General features: G+C 50.9%; 12 protein-coding genes, 1 rRNA gene and 1 riboswitch. Of the genes, 12 read left to right on the forward strand and 1 reads right to left on the reverse strand.

What is annotated here, in order from left to right; genetic code table 11:
* Positions 1-477: 477 nt before the first annotated feature.
* The 7 genes from FS806_RS22780 to guaA all read left to right on the forward strand — a co-directional run bounded on the left by FS806_RS22780 (position 478) and on the right by guaA (position 11019).
* Complete coding sequence (locus FS806_RS22780) at positions 478-1839, forward strand: FAD-dependent oxidoreductase (protein WP_144941293.1); 1362 nt, start codon at positions 478-480, stop codon at positions 1837-1839.
* Between the two features lie 168 nt (positions 1840-2007).
* Positions 2008-3435 (forward strand): polysaccharide deacetylase family protein, encoded by a 1428-nt coding sequence (locus tag FS806_RS25950; protein WP_186328501.1) that lies wholly within the window; start codon positions 2008-2010, stop codon positions 3433-3435.
* A gap of 146 nt (positions 3436-3581) precedes the next feature.
* The gene (locus FS806_RS22790) at positions 3582-4583 is read left to right on the forward strand and encodes an AAA family ATPase (protein ID WP_144941295.1); all 1002 of its coding nucleotides are present in this window, start codon (positions 3582-3584) and stop codon (positions 4581-4583) included.
* The gene (locus FS806_RS22795; RefSeq protein WP_144941297.1) at positions 4580-5797 is read left to right on the forward strand and encodes a DUF58 domain-containing protein; all 1218 of its coding nucleotides are present in this window, start codon (positions 4580-4582) and stop codon (positions 5795-5797) included. The genes FS806_RS22790 and FS806_RS22795 overlap by 4 nt, the downstream gene beginning before the upstream one ends.
* A 93-nt stretch (positions 5798-5890) precedes the next feature.
* On the forward strand, positions 5891-8605 hold the full coding sequence (locus FS806_RS22800) for a transglutaminase-like domain-containing protein (protein ID WP_144941299.1): 2715 nt from the start codon (positions 5891-5893) through the stop codon (positions 8603-8605).
* Positions 8606-9054: 449 nt separating this feature from the next.
* Entirely contained in the window at positions 9055-9189 is a 135-nt protein-coding gene (locus FS806_RS26895) for a hypothetical protein (protein WP_260982227.1), read from the forward strand.
* Positions 9190-9480: 291 nt separating this feature from the next.
* On the forward strand, positions 9481-11019 hold the full coding sequence (gene guaA, locus FS806_RS22805) for a glutamine-hydrolyzing GMP synthase (RefSeq protein ID WP_144941301.1): 1539 nt from the start codon (positions 9481-9483) through the stop codon (positions 11017-11019).
* A gap of 341 nt (positions 11020-11360) precedes the next feature.
* Here guaA and FS806_RS22810 read toward each other — a convergent pair whose 3' ends face one another.
* Positions 11361-12851, reverse strand: coding sequence for an MDR family MFS transporter (locus FS806_RS22810; RefSeq protein ID WP_260982228.1), 1491 nt, complete (start codon positions 12849-12851; stop codon positions 11361-11363).
* 346 nt (positions 12852-13197) lie between these two features.
* On the opposite strand from FS806_RS22810, the gene FS806_RS22815 reads away from it, so the two are divergent.
* The 5 genes from FS806_RS22815 to FS806_RS22835 all read left to right on the forward strand — a co-directional run.
* Entirely contained in the window at positions 13198-13782 is a 585-nt protein-coding gene (locus FS806_RS22815) for a TetR/AcrR family transcriptional regulator (protein ID WP_144941303.1), read from the forward strand.
* Positions 13783-13936: 154 nt separating this feature from the next.
* Positions 13937-15082, forward strand: coding sequence for an MFS transporter (locus FS806_RS22820; protein ID WP_144941304.1), 1146 nt, complete (start codon positions 13937-13939; stop codon positions 15080-15082).
* 267 nt (positions 15083-15349) lie between these two features.
* Positions 15350-15450: riboswitch (purine riboswitch) on the forward strand.
* A gap of 123 nt (positions 15451-15573) precedes the next feature.
* The gene (locus FS806_RS22825; protein ID WP_144941306.1) at positions 15574-16944 is read left to right on the forward strand and encodes an NCS2 family permease; all 1371 of its coding nucleotides are present in this window, start codon (positions 15574-15576) and stop codon (positions 16942-16944) included.
* Between the two features lie 671 nt (positions 16945-17615).
* Positions 17616-19286, forward strand: a complete 1671-nt coding sequence (locus tag FS806_RS22830) for a DUF4855 domain-containing protein (protein ID WP_186328502.1) — start codon at positions 17616-17618, stop codon at positions 19284-19286.
* Between the two features lie 651 nt (positions 19287-19937).
* A 16S ribosomal RNA gene (locus tag FS806_RS22835) occupies positions 19938-20108 on the forward strand; the annotation flags it as partial.

Below are 20108 nucleotides of genomic sequence, written 5' to 3' on the forward strand. Positions count from 1 at the left end.
GTTTATCCAGTTAGTTTGATCATTTTCGCCCATTCGCTTGAATCTACCTGTACAAAATACAGTTAGATGTGCCGCTCGGCTTGCAACGATGCCTGCAGACGGTAAAATAAACGGATTTTCAAGGTAGACCCCAATGCCTATTTAGCCCCTTAACCATTCGGACACTCCCCACCACTTCAGATGCACTTATAAGCAGTTGGAGAGCTTCCATGAACCGTTTTGAAATCCTCTCCAAGGACCGGCAAGTAAAGCTCATGCTTAATATTATCATTGACTTTCCCGATATGAACAGGAATAATATGACTATATCAGAAAACTGGGAGCGCTCCCAGACCGAAGCTATACGACCAATAATTGAGCACTCGGGTGCCCAAACCGGGCGAGTGAAGTGCTTGGATTCCGAGCCATTAGAGAAGGATAATTTTTGGACCACAGGACAAATTGCAAACTTCCATTTAAAAAGGAGAGGGTAGGGAAATGTACGGGAACGATGACAGGTATGATGTGGCGGTGCTTGGAGGAGGGCCGGCCGGGATTGCCGCGGCATTGGCTGCCGCACGCAGCGGAGCCAAAACGATTTTGGCGGAGAGGTACGGATTTTTGGGAGGTATGTCCACGATGGCGATGGTCTATCCGTGGATGACCTTTCATACTTCAACGGGCAAGCAAGTGATACGCGGCATTGCCCAGGAGGTGGTGGACCGGTTGGTAAGCCTGAACGCTTCACCGGGGCATTTGCGGGATACGATCGGCTTTGTCCACACTTTAACGCCATATCATCCGGAAGTGTATAAATTTCTGGTCTTTGAAATGCTGAAGGAAGCGGGGGTCAAGCTTCTTCTTCATTCGATGGTAACGGATGTTGAAGTTTCCGACGGGCGCATTCTGGGCGTCCAACTGCATAACAAAAGCGGGAAGCACACCATCCGCTCCAAGGTATATATAGATGCGACCGGTGACGCGGATGTCGCTTATTTGGCCGGGGCGCCGTGGGAACAAGGGGACGAGCGGCAGCGGGTGCAGCCCATGACGATGAAATTCCGCATGAAAGGTGTCCGGATCGACGAGGTCAAGCAATATATGCAGGCTCATCCGGAGGAGTTTTATGAGAAGTCTCTGATTCAAGAACTGGATCATCTGCCGTTGACCGGCGTCATGGGGTTTTACAGCCAATGGAAGAAAGCCGATTTGCCCATACCGAGGGAAGGCTTGCTGTTTTTCACGGGTCCGGGGAAGGATGAGGTGCTCGTCAACGTTTCCCGGATTTCGGGTCTGGATCCGACGAATGTCGAAGACTTGACGGAAGCCGAGATGGAGGGAAGAAAGCAGGTCCTCCTGCTGGAGTCCTTCTTCCGGGAGTATGTGCCCGGATTTGCGGACGCTGTAGTCACCGCTACGGGGACACAGGTAGGGATTCGCGAAACGAGAAGAATTATTGGCGAATACGTCCTTCAAGGCGTGGATGTGCTCGATGGACGGCGTTTCGACGACGTCATCGCAAGAAGCGGATACCCGATCGACATTCATAACCCGGAAGGCAAAGGGGTCACTGCGAACTTCATCAGAGAGGGCGGCGCTTATGATATTCCCTACCGCTCCATCGTGCCGATGCAGGTCGAGAACCTGCTGCTGGCCGGCCGATGCATTTCAACAACACATGAAGCTCAGGCTACGACCCGATTAACTCCAAGCTGTATGGCGATTGGGCAAGCCGCGGGGGCAGCCGCCGCCATCGCAGCGCACCGGCATTGTGCAGTGAGCGACGTTCCCATCGCCTCTTTGCAAGGTGAATTGCTTAAGGGGAACGCGGAACTGGGGTTGGAAGAAGGCAGGGCATAAGGCCGGCCAAGCCCGGGCTTCGCCAAATGATGGCAAAACAAATCCGGATTAGTCGTGCATCATAAGCTTATTTTCGCTGTAGTTATAACCCCTGTTAGTCATATTGTCCTATCCGACTCCATATACTCTATCAGATTGATCAATGATAGAACCGGGCGGAGGGATTTCATGACTCATCTTGTTTATTGGAATCAGTTATTGCTTCGGGCTGCCGTTCGGCTGGCCTGTCTTGCGGCCGTCTTGCTGCTTGTGCCGGTCTTGGCCTTCAGCGGCAAGGCCGAAGCTGCTGCCGGAGACGGGGAACTGGCCGAGCTGTATTCCCGGCTGCTTCAAGGATATAAAGAACATCAACCGTTGCCGCCGGAGCCCTCCGCCCGGCCGACGGTTTATTTGACGTTCGACGACGGTCCGAGCGGTCTTACTCCGCAGGTATTGGACCTGCTGAAGGCAGAGGGGATTTCGGCGACCTTCTTCGTGCTGGGCCAGATGGCTGAACGTTATCCGGACACGGTTGCTAGAATAGTAGAGGAAGGGCATAGCCTTGGAAATCATACCTATAACCATGTCTATAAAGAGCTTTATAACAATTTTGACGCCTTCTGGGAGCAGACGGTGGATACCGAACGGATTTTGCAGGAGCTGACCGGGCAGCGCCCCTCCTTGCTTCGCGCCCCGGGGGGAACGTATACGAATTTCGATGCATTTTACTATTACTACCTGCAGGAAGCCGGTTATCAGGTGGTGGATTGGAACGTTGACAGCGGCGATTCCAAGCGCAGGGGGGTGCCCGCTGCCGAAATCGTGGCGAATGTCAAACAAAGTCCGCTTCATTCCGAATTGATTGTCCTTATGCATGATGGCAAAGGGCATGAGGAAACCGTCAAGGCGCTTCCCGAAATTATTGCCTATTACAAGGAACAAGGCTATACTTTCGCCTCGCTGACGGAAGAGAACCAGCCGGTTCAGTTTCGGATAGGACCTCTGAAGTGGAAAAGGAATACCGGGTATGACCAATTCGTCCGTCAATTGGGCCAGGTTAGAGAGCACAATTCCAAGGTTGTTGCGTCTGCCCATTCGGAACAGGAACAGGCCGGAAACCAACAGGCCGAATCCGGTTTGATTGATAAAGATTATGCGCATGATAAACGGCAAGAGTCGGAGTCGCTTCCGCTGACCATTACATGGGATGGAGAGCCCGTGGTGTTGAATTCCGGTCAGTATCAATTTGACAACGGCCGGTTTGCTGTGCCTTTAACCGAGCTGGCCGCAAGCTGGGATGCCGAGCTGGAGTGGGACGAAGTAACCGGCGAAGCCGTCATCCGCTCTGGCCTGCGTGAGGCGGCCATTGATCCGAACGGAGGCATCATCCGCTGGACAAATCTGTCTGAAAGCAAGGTTTACCATATGGCCGATGTTCAACGGATCGATGGGGAAATCTATGTCGGCTTGCGGATGATGGCGGAGCTGTTCGATTACCGGATTGTCGATTATTCGTTGGAGCCGGACGATAGAACTGTTCATATAGAATCCAACAAGTCTCTAGGCTTTCCATGGAAGAGGTCTCCGGATGCTTCTCTATCCCAAAGCAAGCTCTGAGCCAAAGCCGGTCCGCCAGCCTGCCGGTCCAAATATAGCATTTCGCAAATAACCTCTTACGATATCCAAGTCTATCAGGTCTAAAACATAGATAGGATGGCCATGCTAGAATTATATGTCCTTTTCCTGAAGGAGGATGACCATCCATGTCTATATCGATAAATAGTTCATATCTCTTTGATCGGCCGGAAGAGTGGATTGAGAGAATCTTGTCCAATGTGGAAAGAGCGGTGCTGGGCAAAAGAGAGGTTGTCGAGCAGGCGCTTATCGCCATTTTGTGCGGCGGCCATGTCTTGCTGGAGGACGTCCCGGGCGTGGGCAAGACGACGCTGGTCCGGGCCTTGGCCCAAACGATGGATTGCAGCTTCAAGCGGATTCAGTTTACGCCGGATATGCTCCCGTCCGATATTACGGGAGTTTCGCTGTTCAACCGCGGTACGAATGAATTTGAATTTCGCCCGGGGCCTTTGTTTGCCAACATTGTGCTGGCCGATGAATTAAACCGGACACCGGCCAAGACGCAGGCGGCCTTGCTGGAGGCCATGGAGGAGAAGCGCGTCACCGTTGACGGGGTAACTTACGAGCTGCCGTCTCCTTTTATTCTATTGGCTACCCAGAATCCGATAGAATACGAAGGAACCTATCGGCTGCCCGAGGCGCAGTTGGACCGTTTTCTGATCCGGATCCGGCTTGGCTATCCGGACCCTTCGCATGAGGTCGAGATGCTGGGACGAAGCCACGAGAGGCATCCGGCCGATTATGTGAAAACCGTCCTTCTCAAAGAAGAACTGAACTCTCTGCAGAAGAGAGTGCGTTCCGTTCATGTCGATGATTCCTTGAAGCATTATATCGTCGAGCTGATTAATGCCACCCGGAAGCATCCGGACTTTGAGCTCGGAGCCAGCCCCCGGGCTTCCTTGGCTCTTATGCATACGGCTCAGGCGAGAGCGCTTATTCAAGGCAGGGGGTATGTCGTTCCAGACGACATCAAAGCGGTGGCTTCCATTACGCTGGCTCACCGGCTTTGGTTAACCCCGGAGGCCAGAATGGCCGGCAAGAATGCGGAGCGGATCCTGGAGCAGTTGGTGGAGTGGAAGAACATTCCCGGCGACTATCCTACGGGCTCTGCCAGGGGGAGAGCGCAATGAACGGCCGCAGAATATTTCTGATCGTGTGTCTCGCGGCCGCCTTATTTGTCCTGCTGGCGGCAGGCGCCGAGAGGGCCTCCATGCTCGCCCTGATCATTCTTGGTATGCTTGTGCTGTATGCATGGGGGAGCTCGCTTTTTGCTTTGCGCCGCTGCAGGATAGAGCGGCATATAGAGGAAAGCCATGTGATGGCGGGAGAGAAGGCGACAATAAATCTTATATTGAGCCGGAGCGCCTTCCTGCCGCTGCCCTGGCTGCTCATTAGGGATCAATGGACCCATCTGTCCACCGGGCAAACGTATTCCGCCGCCAGACTGTTGTTCCCCTGGTTTCAGAATCAGGCATCCTGCACCTATACCATTCATGGGTTAAACAGGGGGATATATCGTTTTGAGAGGGTGGAGGCGATCTCGGGAGATCTGTTCGGTCTGGCCGACACCAGAAAATATTCCGCTGAGAGCGCCCTGCTGACGGTTTACCCTGCTCCGGCCTTCATCCCGCTTAGACAGAGCCAGGTATTCGCGGATGCGGATAGTCCTGTAGGCCTTGCTCTTCCTTCCGGGGAAGGGTGGACCGGGATGGTGCGCGATTATGAGCCGGGAGATCCTCTCAACCGGATTCATTGGAAGGCGACGGCGCGCAGTGGCACGTTAAAAACGCGGGAGAGCGAAGCCGGTCGGACGGGACGGCTGGCCATCTTCCTGGATCGCCATCCGGACGGTACGGAGCCCGGACAGCTTAATCTTGTCTGGGAAAGAAGAGTTTCCTTGGCAGCGGGGCTAATTAAGGAAGCCGGGCGAACAGGGCGGGAGGCCGGCCTCTTCGTTGGCGGGCCGGATGCCGGCCCTCTATTTCCGGAAGCCAACGATCCTGCCAGGATATATGAACAATTGGCCACGCTAGAATCGGGGACAGGCTATGTGCTGGCGGATGACCTGCTTTTTCACGGCTTGAGCCTCCGGGGGGAGCTGCATATTTACGTGATCACCTCCCGGATAGATGAACGGCTGGTGCATAGTATAAAACAGGTTCGTTCCAACCGGAGGAGGCTGTCCTTGCTGTACGTGCCCTCACTCGATGCATCCGGAAGCCGGAGCTGGATCCCGGCATTAAGGGCGCTGGGCTGCGAAGTGCTGCAGGATGTCCCGATGGCTCGAGCGGAAGGGGAGGGAAACGCAGATGAATGGATTGCTGTCTGCTCCGACGGAGCATAGATCATTCGGGGTCAACGTGCCAGCCCATCCTCACGGACCGCTGCAAGGCAAGGCACAAGCCGATGGCTCGAGCGGAAGGGGAGGGAAACGCAGATGAATGGATTGCTGTCTGCTCCGACGGAGCATAGATCATACGGGGTCAAGGTTCCCGGCCAACCTCACCGACCGCTGCAAGCCGATGCCGGCTCATCCGTCCGGGGATGGATGGCGGATGCCGCATCGACCCTGCTTCTCTTTGTTCTGCTAAGAGAATGGCTGCTGCCGCTCTCCCAAATTTACGGAGGGCGCATGATTCCTTCCGCCGCTCCTCTGATCGCGGCTGTAGCCGCCTTCCTGCTGCTGGATCTGCTGCGGCTGCCCGGCGCGTTGGCCTGGATATTGAAAGCCGCCATCGCCGTCACCTGGCTGGGGCTGCTGTATTATCCGGCCCAATTTCCGTTAGGCGGCTGGCTGTCGGCCTATGGCGAGACCTTATGGAGCGATCTGTCCTCCATTTGGAATGGAAGCTGGGAGGCCGTCAGCGCGCCGACGCGAACCTTATGGCTGCTTGCCAGCTTCGCGCTGCTGGCGGAAGCCGTCCAATCGCTGCTTCTGGTCAAGAAGCGAGTTCTGTGGCTGCTGGCGGCCACAGTCCTCTATTTGCTGGCGCTGGACGCCTGGTTCGCGGTCGAGGCCGAGGCGGCTCTGCTGCGGTCGACGGCGGCGGGCCTGGCCCTGGCTGCGGCCAACCGCATCCCCCGCCTGAGGCGGCAACTGAGGCGGCAATACGCCGCCGAAGACGGCGGCAGCGGTTGGCGGGCCGCCTGGTCCGCCGGCTCCCTGCTGCTGATCGGAGCCAGCCTGCTGGCCGGCCTGGCCGGTGCCTCCCTCGGCAAGCCGGTATCCGAAGCTTTACAGCTTCCGGAATACCGCTTGGCCGCGGAGCAATTCGTCACCGGCCGGTTGGCCGAGCTGGCGGCATGGGCTCCGAACCGGCAGGGAGCGGACCGCAGCCGCGCCGCCGTTGCCGTCGCCGCGCGGACGGGCTACCCGCCGGGCGACACGGCGCTCGGCGGGCCCGTGACGCCCGACAACGGCGTCGCCTTCGTCGCGCGGACGGACGAGCCCACCTACTGGCGCGGCGAGACGCGGGACGTGTACGACGGGCGCGGGTGGTCGCTGTCCGTCAGCGAGGCGGAGGCCCGCCCGTTGGGCGGCGCCGGGGACGGGTCGTCGTCCGGCGTCACCGGGCAGGAGGCCTCCTTCGCTAACGGAGCAGCGCCCTTGCCGCCCGGAATCCCGCCGGAGGAAGCCGCTGCCATCGGCGATGCCCTTCCCGAGCCGCCACAGGGCCAGCGGGTTATAACGCAGGAGGCGCTGTTCTTCGACGGGGCGCCGGGGAACCTGCTTTTTGCAGGGGGGCAGATTATTGCCGTGGAGGAGCTTAAGGCAGCGGACGGCGGCGCACTGGCGGTCGAACAGACTGCCTATCACCCGTTATCCGATGCTGTGTCTGCGGACAGCCCGCATCCTCTGCTCTCCTACAAGATCAAGGTGGCCTTGCCGGAAACCCGGGCGGAAAGACTGTCTGCGGCGGGTTCGCCCGATAGGCGGCAGGTAGGCGAGCAGTACTGGCAGCTTCCTGAGTCTCTTCCGCAGAGGGTGAGAGATTTGGCGGAGCAATTGACGAAGGATGCGGCCAACGATTATGAACGGGCTAAACGGATCGAGACCTATTTGAAAACCAATTTTACCTACAGCCTGGAAGGGGCTCCTCCGCCGGGGCCGGGCGATTTCGTCGATTCGTTCCTATTCGGGCATCGGACCGGATATTGCGACTACTTCTCCACATCCATGGTCGTTTTGCTGCGGGCAGCGGGTGTCCCGGCCCGTTGGGCCAAAGGCTTCGCTCCGGGAGAGCTCCGACTCGTGGATGCGGAGACTGTTGGGAGCACCACCGCTTCGGGAGAAGCGGCTTCAAGTTCGACCGGGCAAGCCGGCCTTCGCTATGAAGCAACGGTCCGCAATCTGCATGCTCATTCCTGGCCGGAAGTGTATTTTCCGGGCTATGGGTGGGTGCCGTTCGAGCCGACACCTGGATATGACGGAGCCGCAGGCGGCGCAGCAGGCTCGCCCGACGGCCGTTACGGAGCAGGTTCGGGGCTCATCGGGGAACAGGAGCCGGCGGAATGGGGCATGTTGGAGGAGACTGGGCTCGAGGCCTCAAGTATAGGCGGGGAGAGCCTTCAATCGGGGGGTTCCGGTGAAGAGGGGACTCAATCCGGAACCGTTGCTGAGGAGGACAGGCCGCTGCAGCAGCGCGCTGAGGAAAACAAGCTGCTGAGTGCGGTCCGTCAAGGAGCGAAGGCGCTGTCGGAATGGTTTAGCGGCGGAATGGAAGGGGTCATGCGCATGCTCCCCGGAGCTAAACCCGGGCCGCTTTTCGTAATCATCGGCCTGGTGCTTATGCTCCTGCTCGCCGCCATTGCTATCGTACGCTGGAGAGGGAGAAGGCGGAGCAGGCTTGCCTGGTCACCTACGAGGCGGTATGGGGACCGCGAATTGATGCACAGCATGGACAAAATCTGGATGATGCTCTACCGCTCATTGGGAAAGAGGCCCTCTAACCATACTCTGCGGGAATATATCCGATCGCTGCAATTTGCTAACGAGCAATCAGCCGGTTTGCTGGCCGAATGGGCCAAGCTCTATGAGAACGCCCGGTTTGGGGGGCCATATGCGAATCTGCCTTCCCGCGAGCAGCTTACCCGCATTCGCCGTCAGCTCCAGAAGGCGATCGAGCAGAAAGAGATCCGGACGATTCGGTAATCTTGCTGCTCTGACGAAGCTTGCAGTGGGGTGGCCGCAGCAGATGAGGGTCTGATCACCCGGTTGGCAGCACCATTACTGGCCGAGAGTGACATGGCAGGTCAAAGCCTTACAAGATAGTCGTTCAAACACTTGAAGAACACACTGGATGATGAGACCAAAAGTTGAATCGGTGCTGCGGTTTGTATCGAAGGAGGCTAGGCAAGGGATCCGTCCCCAATGACGATGACCGCTACGGTCACATCCTTGCCTAAACATTCATAAACCGTCGTTTGCATAGAGGGGCCTCGCTGCCGAGGGCTCCTCTTTTGCGTCCATTTGGCTGCTATCCCCTCAATCAGGATGATTTAATCCCGGGTGAGTTTTAGTGACAAGAATCCGCAATAGGTTGAGCACCGTCATGCGACGCCGAACACCGAACGCCGGGAGTCTCGCGCGATTGCAAAAGCATGAACAAGCAAGGACCGACAAAAATGCAGGTCTTCGGAACGATTTTAGCTAAAATCAGCAAATCACATGCAAAAGTGCAGTTGAATTTGGCGATTTTGCGGATTTTCCGATTTTCCACGTTTGACGGGGATTGACCTGCAGATTTGCTCGTCTTTTTAAGAATTTGCCGGATGTCCGCCGAAAGACATGCACTTTTGCTGGTCTTTCAGGACAATACCGGAATTGCGCCGGATGTAATGCATAAATTAATTGCTCCAAACAAAAGAAACCGCTTCTCCCATTTGCCCCATAGAAGCTTAGGCGCTGGCTCTCCTGCGCCATTCTTGACGCCCCTCTTTTAAGTCCTATATAATTAACTTCATTATGAAGAGGACAAGCCGGTTTTACAGGCCGGTTTGACAATACTGATAAAGGGTAGGTACGGGATGAATAAACCGAATGAAATGATTGTGGTGCTGGACTTTGGTGGTCAATACAATCAGTTGATTGCGAGAAGGATTCGCGATCTGGGTGTATACAGCGAATTGCTGCCATTCAATACACCCGTGCACAAAATCAAGGAGCTGGCTCCTAAAGGAATCGTTTTTTCCGGCGGACCCTCCAGCGTGTACGAAGAGAAGGCCCCGCATGTGGACCCGGCCATTTATGACTTGGGCATTCCGATGCTCGGAATCTGCTACGGCATGCAGCTGATGGCTCATCAGATGGGCGGTAAGGTACAGCGTGCGGAGAAGCGCGAGTATGGCAAGGCCGAGGTGGAGTTTCGCGCGGACAGCGCATTGATGCATAATCTGGATTGCAAGCAAGTCGTCTGGATGAGCCACGGGGATATGGTCGTCGAGCTCCCGGAAGGATTTATCATTGAAGCGAAGACCGAGCACGCGCCGATTGCCGCAATCAGCCACCCGGGCAAAAATATGTACGCCGTGCAATTCCATCCCGAGGTTCGCCATTCGGTATACGGAAATGAGATGATTCGCAACTTCCTGTATAACATTTGCGGTTGTGAAGGCAACTGGAGCATGGAATCGTTCATTGAAGAAACGGTCCAGGATATCCGTCGGCAGGTGGGCAGCGGCAAGGTCCTTTGTGCATTAAGCGGCGGAGTGGATTCTTCGGTTGTGGCCATGCTGGTCCATAGAGCGATCGGAGATCAGTTGACCTGTATGTTTATCGACCATGGACTTCTCCGTAAAGGGGAAGCGGAAGATGTCATGGAGACATTCGTCGGCAAATTCGATATGAAGGTCGTCAAAATCGATGCCAGCGAACGGTTCCTGAACAAATTACGGGGCGTCGAGGATCCGGAGCAGAAGCGGAAAATAATCGGAACGGAATTTATCCGGGTGTTCGAGGAAGAATCGGCTCGCTTCGACGACTTCGAATTTCTGGCTCAGGGAACGCTCTATACGGATATTATCGAGAGCGGAACCGCCACGGCTCAGACGATCAAATCGCATCATAACGTAGGCGGACTTCCCGAAAAGATGAAGTTCAAGCTGGTCGAGCCCTTGAAGGCTTTGTTTAAGGATGAGGTGCGCAAGGTCGGGGAAGAGTGCGGTCTTCCTTCAGCGATCGTATGGCGCCAGCCTTTCCCGGGACCGGGACTGGCCATTCGCGTTCTCGGCGAAGTGACGGAGGAGAAGCTCAAGATTGTTCGCGAATCGGATGCGGTACTGCGAGATGAAATTGCCAAATCCGGTCTCGATAGGGAAATTTGGCAGTATTTCACCGCATTGCCGAATATGAAGAGCGTCGGCGTGATGGGCGATGCCCGCACTTACTCGTACACGGTCGGAGTTCGGGCGGTTACCTCGATCGATGGAATGACGGCTGATTGGGCGCGGATTCCGTTTGATGTGCTCGAAAGAATTTCCAACCGGATTGTCAATGAAGTCGAGAACGTCAACCGCGTTGTGTACGATATTACATCCAAGCCGCCGGCTACGATTGAGTGGGAGTAATTCACTAAGTGCATTTGAAGTGAAACGCTGAATTGGCTGCCATTTTTGGGTGGGACTTAGAACGGAAAAACAATTAAAGCTCCGCCAAAATTCCGTAAGAGGATAAGGAGGGTGTCCCTCAGTCATCATAGATGACTGAGGGACGACCCTCTTTTTTATTTCGTCAAACAAAAAGAACCCCCCTTTGGTAAATGGAAGTACGCCCAACCATTACCCAGAAAGAGAGGTTCTTTGTACATTCAATATACCTTGGATCAACTCTGTTTACCAATGGATTTTAGAATTTTCAATAAAAAGGGTCAACCTGCAATCTAACCCAGGTTGACCTCCTACGAAACTGCCTATTGGGGCTTGGTTACACTATCCGCTTTGCTTTGCTTGGATTTTGGCAATACCAGCGTTGCTAACACACATACTATGGCTAACCCCAGAAACACGATAAAAACATCATGGATGCCGGAAGCAAGAATATGCTGTAATTGCGAAAGCGTCGAAGGGGGAAGCTGATCGGTGCCTGATGCGTTGATCAATTTGTTCATTTGATTGATATCCGCATTTTCCAAGTTATCGTTCGCCATGTGATGAACAATCCGGGAGTTAAAGTAGCTTCCGAACATGGAAGCCCCCAACATTTGTCCTAATGAACGAAACAGCGAATTGGTCGCTGTGGCCACTCCGCTTAAGGAAGAATCGACTGCGGATTGAACGACAACGGTATATAAGGTCACGGTGATACCGAAACTAATGCCGAGCAATGCGGAAATCAAGTAAAAGCCGTACGTACCGCTCGTTAATTGCATGGCCGCCAGCGACACTCCGCACAGAACCAGAATCATATTGCCTGTGAACGAGGTCACTCTTATCCCTTGCTGCACAAGTATTTTACCGCAAAGATAGGAACCGAATGCCCAGAGAATCGCTAAGGGAGCGAGCATAAGTCCCGCTTCCATCGCTCCCGTTCCCATTCCCCCCTGGAACCACATCGGCATATACACTAACGTCCCCATCATGATCGCATTCACGAGAAATTGAAGGAAGTTGGCCGACACGATTTTAAGCTCCCGAAACATATGCAGGGGCAAGATTGGTTCCTTTGCTTTCGTCTCTATCCATAAAAATAACCCCATCAACACGACGAAAGCGGCTATACACCAAAGGACCGGCCCCGATAGCCAATGCCCCTCTCCACCCTTCTGAACAGCATATAATAAAGATAGCATGCTTAATGAGAAGGTAATGATGCCCCAGTAATCAATTGTTTTTTTGCTTTTCTCCGTCTTTTCTTGTAGAAACATTACCATGAGAAGGATAGCCGCCAGACCAAACGGAATATTGAAAAAGAAAATCCAATGCCAGGAGACATAATCGACGAAGAAGCCGCCGAGCAGAGGCCCAATCACACCCGCTCCTCCCCAAACGAAAGCCGTAAGCCCAATCATCTGAGCCCGTTTATCTTCCGAGGGATAAATATCCGCAATGATGGTCTGTGTGACCGGCAAAATAGCACCGGCTCCGATTCCTTGAACAAGCCGAAATGCAATCAATTGCTCCATCGTCTGGGCTAGTCCGCACAGAGCGGAACCGATCAAGAAAATAGCTGCGCCAACGGCGAAAATAAGCTTCCTCCCGTACAAATCAGACAGCTTGCCGAAAATCAATACAGTAACGGTAGAGGCCAGCAAATAAACCGTAAATACCCCATTCATAAGCTCGATGCCCTGAAGGGAAGCAACAATTTTAGGCATGGCCGTTGTAACAATCGATGACTCTGCAGCCGCTAAAAAAGTAGCGACAAAAATAGAGATCATAACCATCGATCGATTCCTGTTCACGTTACAAGCATCCTCCTTTATTTAGATTAGCATGTAATGCTTCCAAATAAGGGGGGACACTTGTTAATACATAACAATATCGCCATAATGTTCATCACTACCCAACATTGACATTAAGATATAAAGTGCGCGAGTTGCTCGCAGTAAGGTTTAGTTGCCGGAGATCGGCTCAACTTTTTAAATATTTATGTTTAAATAGTATCTTAAATAACTAAAATTTGTCAATAAATAAAACTGCGTGGATCCAAATTACAGGTGGTCGTTTAGAAGGAGGGAAAAGGTTCATATATTTTTGACCATTCGTTCCGAAAATGTTATTCTTTTAAAAGAAAGGGGGGAGAGGCACATGGCACGACATAAAGAATTTGATAAAGCAGAGGTTCTTAGTAAAGCGTTGGAAGTCTTTTGGTATCGGGGCTATAAGGGCACTTCCCTTCAAGAACTACTGAAACATTTGGGAATTGCAAAGCAAAGTATGTATGATACCTATGGAAATAAACACGACTTATTTTTAGCCTCTTTAAAACATTATGCGGATCAGAAGTTAACTTTTCTAAATGACGCGCTTGAAAGATATGACTCGCCAAAGGAATCGATCACGGTTGTTTTCTACGATTTAGTAAAATTTCTCGTTGATGAAGAACGAAAAAAAGGATGCTTTATGATAAATACGGCGGTAGAACTTGCGCCACATGACCAGGAAATTTCAAGATTGGTTGAAACTAACATGGAACATGAAGTGTCCGCATTTTATCGGGCATTAATCCGCGCACAACAAGAAGGTGAATTAGGTGAGCGGCACAATGATCTAATGGCACTTGCGCGATTCTTGAACAATGCTCGATATAGTTTGTTTATTGCATCTAAATCCACTTCGAATCCCGTTGTTTTAAATGATATTGTTAAAATTACACTCTCGGTCTTAGACTAACCTATGACCCTTTCTTTTTATGATTTTTAGACCGAACAGTCTATAATATCCTTTTACAGGATTTTTTTATATACATATTAGACCGAATGGTCAAAAAAAGGAGTGATATTGTGGAAAACAACAAAAGGATTGATTCTAAGACGAGTCTGGGTATTTGGATGCTCGCTATAGGGATGTTTGTTGTTGGGAAGTTGAATTAGTTTTTGCCGGAGTCTTGAAACTGATATCCGTTGATCTCGGTGTTTCGGTCGCAACCGCTGGACAGCTCGTGACTATTTATGCTGTCATTTACGCAATAGGTACACCTATTCTCATTACGTTAACCTCCCGCATAGAGAGGAAAAAGCTGTTATTACTCTCGTTATTCGTTTTTATCCTTAGTAACGTCATTGCGGCCATTAGTCCGAATTATATCTTTCTTATGATCTCAAGAATTATTGCTGCAATTAGTGCCGGGATATTTAGCGTGTCTTCCATTGCATTTGCCGCCAAACTAGTCCCTCCCGCAAAAGCAGGGAAAGCAATCGGAACAACGGTTATGGGATTTAGCTCTTCATTGGTTTTAGGGGTACCTTTAGGGACAGTTGTAGGAGAAACATTCGGATGGAGAATGACGTTCATTTTTGTGGCGCTTGTTACTCTTCTTCCTGTGCTAGGAATCTGGCTATTTACTCAAAAGGTAAAAGGAGAGGAACCAGTATCGCTAAAAACACAGTTTTCTATCTTACGGAAACCCGCAATGGTAACGGGGCAGATGGTGAGTGCGTTAATATTTATCGGCCAATTTTCTCTGTATACGTATTTCACGCCTTTTCTGCATAATCTGGCCGGTTTTAATATGGAAGAAATTACGGTAGCATTCTTTGTTTTGGGCATATTTGGTATTCTAGGAAGTTATATAGGTGGTTATAGCGTAGACAAGTGGGGCGTCAAGAAGACGTTATTAGTAACGATAGGCAGTAGGACACTCACATTGTTTTTACTCCCGCTGGTTGGGGAATATCCTATCTTTTTATTTCTGACCATGATGGCATGGAGTGCTTCCGGCTGGGCGACGACTCCCGCGAATCAAACCTATCTGAGATCTTTGGCTCCAAAATTAGCGGATATGATTATTGCGGTTAATACATCTTTCATGCAATTAGGTATTGCCCTAGGGTCGGCAATGGGAGGATTAATCATTAGCAATCATTATTCCTATACCTCACTAAGCTGGTTTGCAGGGTTTATTACCTTGGTTGGTTTATTTTCTTTTCTTCTCTCCATCTCCCTTTCGAATAGGCAAGGTAATCTGCAATAAAACAAAGGGTAATCATCGTCGGGTCTAAGAAGGGAAGCCGTTGAAACCTTTTCATCACCAATATCTCGAGCCGGCTGCTGCGCTGAAAGAAGAATATTCGTGTGAGGAACGTATAAAAACACCGAAACCAACATTTTTCAACCAATTGCACAAGGGCAACTTGAATATAATGGAAATTTCGGGACCGTATTACGAACATCGTTTTGAAAATTATTTCTAATGTTCGGATTTGTGGTTGACAAGAACGATAACCATAACTAAAATGAAGGTGTTGAATATAAGCTTTTTCGTATAATCTCGGGAATTGGCCCGAGAGTTTCTACGAGGTCACCGTAAATGATCTGGCTACGAAAATGCATGGAAAGCAATCACGGGTAAACGAGCGGTTTGTTTAGTCAGATTGTTTTTCTGCTTTTTTACGAAGCCTAAGGTCATGACTGCCTTAGGTTTTTTTGTTGTTCTAACCATAATTCTGGGAGGAGTCTCAAGCAATGGACCGTTTTTTCAAACTGAAACAGAACGGCACTAACGTAAGAACGGAGATTATGGCAGGCATCACGACCTTCATGACGATGGCGTATATTTTGGCGGTCAATCCGAATATTCTCTCCGCAACGGGCATGGAATGGTATTCGGTGTTTCTCGCGACGGCTTTGGCGGGCGGGATATTCACCATTGCCATGGGATTGTTCGTTAATTTTCCGGTGGCTCTTGCTCCGGGCATGGGGCTAAACGCTTATTTTGCTACCGTCATTCTGTCCTCCAACGGGGCGATGACCTGGCAAATGGCATTAACGGCTGTTTTTCTTTCCGGGATCATCTTTATCGTTCTGACGATTACAAAGGTGCGCCAGCTTCTTCTGGTTGCCGTGCCTGATTCTATCAAGCATGCGATTACTGTTGGTATCGGCCTGTTTATTACATTGATCGGCGCTAAGAACAGCGGACTTCTTTCCGTATCTGTAGAAACACTGAACGATGTACCCAAAGGAACTTATACCGATCTTCTATCCTTTGAAACGGTCTTTCATATGGGAAGTATGAAGGATCCGAATGTTCAGCTTGTACTGATCGGCCTCCTGTTAATTTCACTGCTTATGGTTCTGAAAGTAAGAGGGGCTATTTTGTTCGGTATTTTGGGTACAACCATCATTGGGATGCTGATGGGCCAAGTCGACTTTTCGACGCTCAACAATCCGCAAACTCCATGGCTTCCTAATTTCGGATATCTGGAATTTTTCCAGTTTGATTTCGCCGGAATTTTAAATGTAGGTATTGTTTCGGTCATTCTTACTTTTACATTTGTTGAAATGTTCGATACCTTCGGTACTCTGGTAGGAACCGCGAACCGGGCCGGCATTATGAAAAATCCGGAGGAAGGACGCAAGCGGGTCGGCAAAGCGATGCTCGTGGACGCATTTGCCGTTAGCGGAGGGGCTATGCTCGGAACAAGCACAACGACCGCCTTCGTGGAAAGCTCTGCAGGAATAGCGCAAGGCGGAAGAACCGGCTTGACGGCGGTATCCACCGGAATCTGCTTCTTGCTCGCACTGTTCTTGGCGCCTGTCGTCGCCTTGATTCCCGGATCGGCTACTGCGGCTGCTCTTATTATCGTCGGATTACTAATGATGCAGTCTGTTAAAGAGATCGATTTCCAAGATTTCGTAGTCGCTATCCCGGCGTTCTTCACTATCGTATTCATGCCTTTCACGAACAGTATTGCGAACGGAATTTCGCTCGGAATTGTAGCCTATGTCGTGCTGGCGCTGGTTGCGGGCAAAGGTAAGCATAAAATTCACTGGCTGATGTGGATTCTCGCCATTCTGATTATATTGCGCTATGCACTTATGGGCGGGGAGTAAAACGCGAGTCCTTTTCACATAAAAAAATAGCAGTTTCTAAGGGTTTCTAAGGGTGCGATATGCGCCCTTTTTTTAAGTTTAAGTTCAAGTATTAAAATGGAACAACTTTCTCATTGGCATAAAAAAGCTTCCGCTAATACCGGGGTTATTCTCTTCGAAAGGGCTTCGTCAGGAGCCTTTTTTTTATTTGAGCAGCAAACTGATGGCAGCAGGCGGAAAAACCGCGACAGCGATTCCGTACTATCGGATAAACCGCGATCTTTTGCGAATTCTGTAGGTCTAACGGTTGCTACCGCTGCTATTTCCTCCAAAATGGCCGACCTGAAATTCTAATGGTTGTCATCACCGCTATTTGCGCGATTTTCATCTCCAGGCTATGGAAAAAGGCCAAATAAGGTCGCTCGCAACCGTTAGATTTTGAAAATGGCTATAATCGGCGAATTTACGGCTGTGGCAACCATTAGAAAAAAGGAAGCAGACCAGTTCGATTTCATTTGGACAATTCTACAAATTTTGTGAACGATATTCAAAAGGTGCTGTCACTGCGGCTGATACACTTGGTGATAAGCTGGAAAAGATACCGTGCTACATAGCTTTCTGCGGGAATTTCTGCAGCAGGGCAGCAGCCAGCTTTTGGCGTCGAAAATTGATCAATGAAAGGAGTTGTATTAATGACTAGGAAACGAAGGAAATGGACAGGCTTCATTATGACGTTTGTCATTCTTATGTCCACCTGCCACTTGGCGTATGCGGAGGCTAAAGAACCGGAGGCCATGAGAAATTTGGCGGGAGAGGCAACTTACACCTATTCGGAGGCTCCGCATGAAAACTATCCGGATAACGGCCATAAGCTGACGGATGGGAAGTATGGGGATATCAATTCCTATACAGATGGGAATTGGATCGCTTTCTTGCGCGGCAAACCCTGGGAAATTACGATCGATTTGGGCGAGAACAAATCCATCGGGCGTATTCAGTCGCACTATCTGTATAATAACAGCGCGGGAATCTATACTCCCAACATCGTTTCTTATTATGTATCGGAAGACGGACAGAATTGGGCCCCGGTCAAGCATATGAATTCAGCGGTCCCGTTATGGACGGAGAAGCCGCCCTCCGGTCATGACTACGTTTGGGATGGAGAGCAGGATGGCGTTCCTCATCCGTCCAAGAATGCCAAGATGATCTATGCGCGCTATGTAAAAATTGCGGTAACGGCGCAGATTTGGGTTTTCATGGACGAAATAGAGATTTGGGGAGTGGACGGCAAGGCCGATAAAGCTTTCAAATTGAAACCGGTTTCTCCTGATTATTTGAAACCTGGCAAGGATACGGCAGGCATTCGCAATATGATCCTGATGTATAACGGGCAGTATGATCAGAATCGCGGAAACTGGAAGAAAGAAAATATCATTCCATATATCAGTTATGTAGACGAGAACGGAGTGCCGCAAGACTGGATGTATGATGGGGTTTTGCTGCTGGGGCTCCGAACGCCGGATTATCAACGGGATTTCGGTTACTCGGCTCTTCTGGAAGATTGGAAATGGTACCTGGACAAGACCTTTAAAGAGGATGGGGAATTAAACCAGTTGAATGAGGCGGTTAAGGAGGCGGGGGATCAGCTTGGCGATGCCCGCCATAAAGTCAAAGTGGTGATTATGATTCCTAATCCGGATGAAACCATTTCCGATTTCGGCGATATCGACGGCGATGGTGTATCTGAAAGCTTCGTGCCGGAAGAAGTAGGCGAAGAAGCTGCTTACGCTAATCGCGTCAAGGCTATCGACTGGTATATGAATCAGGTTAAGGAGCGGTGGCAGAAGGGGAATTATGACCGTCTGGAGCTGGTCGGCATGTACTGGCTCGCGGAAAGTGTCGCCAGCGGCAAGACTTCGGATGCAGATCTGCTCAAGTATACGAGAGACCTTGTTCATGAGAGGAAGCAGAAGTTTTTCTGGATACCGTATTATGGCGCCAATTATAATTTTGCAGCGCGCAGCCTCGGTTTTGATGCGACTGCGCTTCAGCCGAATCATTATTTTGACGGGATGGATCGGATTCGGGTGGAGGCTGCAGCCTATCTGGCCCAGCATCACGGACTCGGCATAGAGATAGAAACGGATGAACGCATGAACGAGGATGAATCTTTTCGGAACCTCTATATAGATTATTTGAACGGCGGGGTAGATTACGGATATATGAACGGGGCGTTCAAGGCCTATTACCAAGGGGTGGATGCTCTTCTGCACAGCTCCCGCAGCAGTGATCCCCGTGTTCGCGAACTGTACGATTGGACGTATCAATTTGTTAAAGGCACTTACCAAAAGCAGCCGAATTAACCTTGATCATTTAGACGAATGTAGGGGATTAAGTTCCCCTTATTCGTCTTTTTATGGATATCGTTATAAATCAATAAGGCGTGGGAAAAGGAACGATCTATTGTCGAAGTGAACCGCATTATGTAAAAGTGTGTTGACGGGCTGCCCGTTCTGTGATACATTAGTTTTCGCTGCTCAAATGTTTTGTGCTCAGCACAGATCAAGAATCAACAAGCTGGATGTTAAATGATACGGAAGCACCAGGACGTACTGGTCCGGGTTTCCAGCAGATCCAGTTTTAAATTTTTAAAAAGAGCTTGCAAAGTAATTTCAGATGTGCTATGATAAAAAGGTCGCTTTCGATAAGACAAGCTACGACAAAAAGCGACAAACAAGCATTGCCCTTTGAAAACTGAACAACGAGTGAAATGAATGAAGCCAGTGCGTATACGGTTTTCGGACCGTATCCACGTCAATGAATGAACGAATTAATGAGCTAATCGCTCTTTGGAACTCCGGTTTTGATCCGGGGGTCCCCGAAAAGTAATGTATAAACCTTTTTCGAAGCAAAGTCAGGAAGATCGACCGCGATTAGAGGAAGGTTTAGACGCCGACCCTGTAAGGGTGCGGACGGACTTCGCTACGAAGCATCGCTTCACTTTTTGGGGGAATTTTTCGGAGAGTTTGATCCTGGCTCAGGACGAACGCTGGCGGCGTGCCTAATACATGCAAGTCGAGCGGAGCTTAGCCTTCCTTTGGAAGGCTCTGGCTTAGCGGCGGACGGGTGAGTAACACGTAGGCAACCTGCCCGTAAGACCGGGATAACTTGCGGAAACGTGAGCT

The sequence above is a fragment of the Paenibacillus sp. 32O-W genome, from assembly GCF_007679495.1.
Classification (GTDB): Bacteria; Bacillota; Bacilli; order Paenibacillales; family NBRC-103111; genus Paenibacillus_L; species Paenibacillus_L residui.

Excerpts from the sequence above, each read along its gene's own strand:
- FS806_RS22780 (WP_144941293.1), top strand. The coding sequence starts at position 478 with ATGTACGGGAACGATGACAGGTATGATGTGGCGGTGCTTGGAGGAGGG.
- FS806_RS25950 (WP_186328501.1), top strand. The coding sequence starts at position 2,008 with ATGACTCATCTTGTTTATTGGAATCAGTTATTGCTTCGGGCTGCCGTT.
- FS806_RS22790 (WP_144941295.1), top strand. The coding sequence starts at position 3,582 with ATGTCTATATCGATAAATAGTTCATATCTCTTTGATCGGCCGGAAGAG.
- FS806_RS22795 (WP_144941297.1), top strand. The coding sequence starts at position 4,580 with ATGAACGGCCGCAGAATATTTCTGATCGTGTGTCTCGCGGCCGCCTTA.
- FS806_RS22800 (WP_144941299.1), top strand. The coding sequence starts at position 5,891 with ATGAATGGATTGCTGTCTGCTCCGACGGAGCATAGATCATACGGGGTC.
- FS806_RS26895 (WP_260982227.1), top strand. The coding sequence starts at position 9,055 with ATGAACAAGCAAGGACCGACAAAAATGCAGGTCTTCGGAACGATTTTA.
- guaA (WP_144941301.1), top strand. The coding sequence starts at position 9,481 with ATGAATAAACCGAATGAAATGATTGTGGTGCTGGACTTTGGTGGTCAA.
- FS806_RS22815 (WP_144941303.1), top strand. The coding sequence starts at position 13,198 with ATGGCACGACATAAAGAATTTGATAAAGCAGAGGTTCTTAGTAAAGCG.
- FS806_RS22825 (WP_144941306.1), top strand. The coding sequence starts at position 15,574 with ATGGACCGTTTTTTCAAACTGAAACAGAACGGCACTAACGTAAGAACG.
- FS806_RS22830 (WP_186328502.1), top strand. The coding sequence starts at position 17,616 with ATGACTAGGAAACGAAGGAAATGGACAGGCTTCATTATGACGTTTGTC.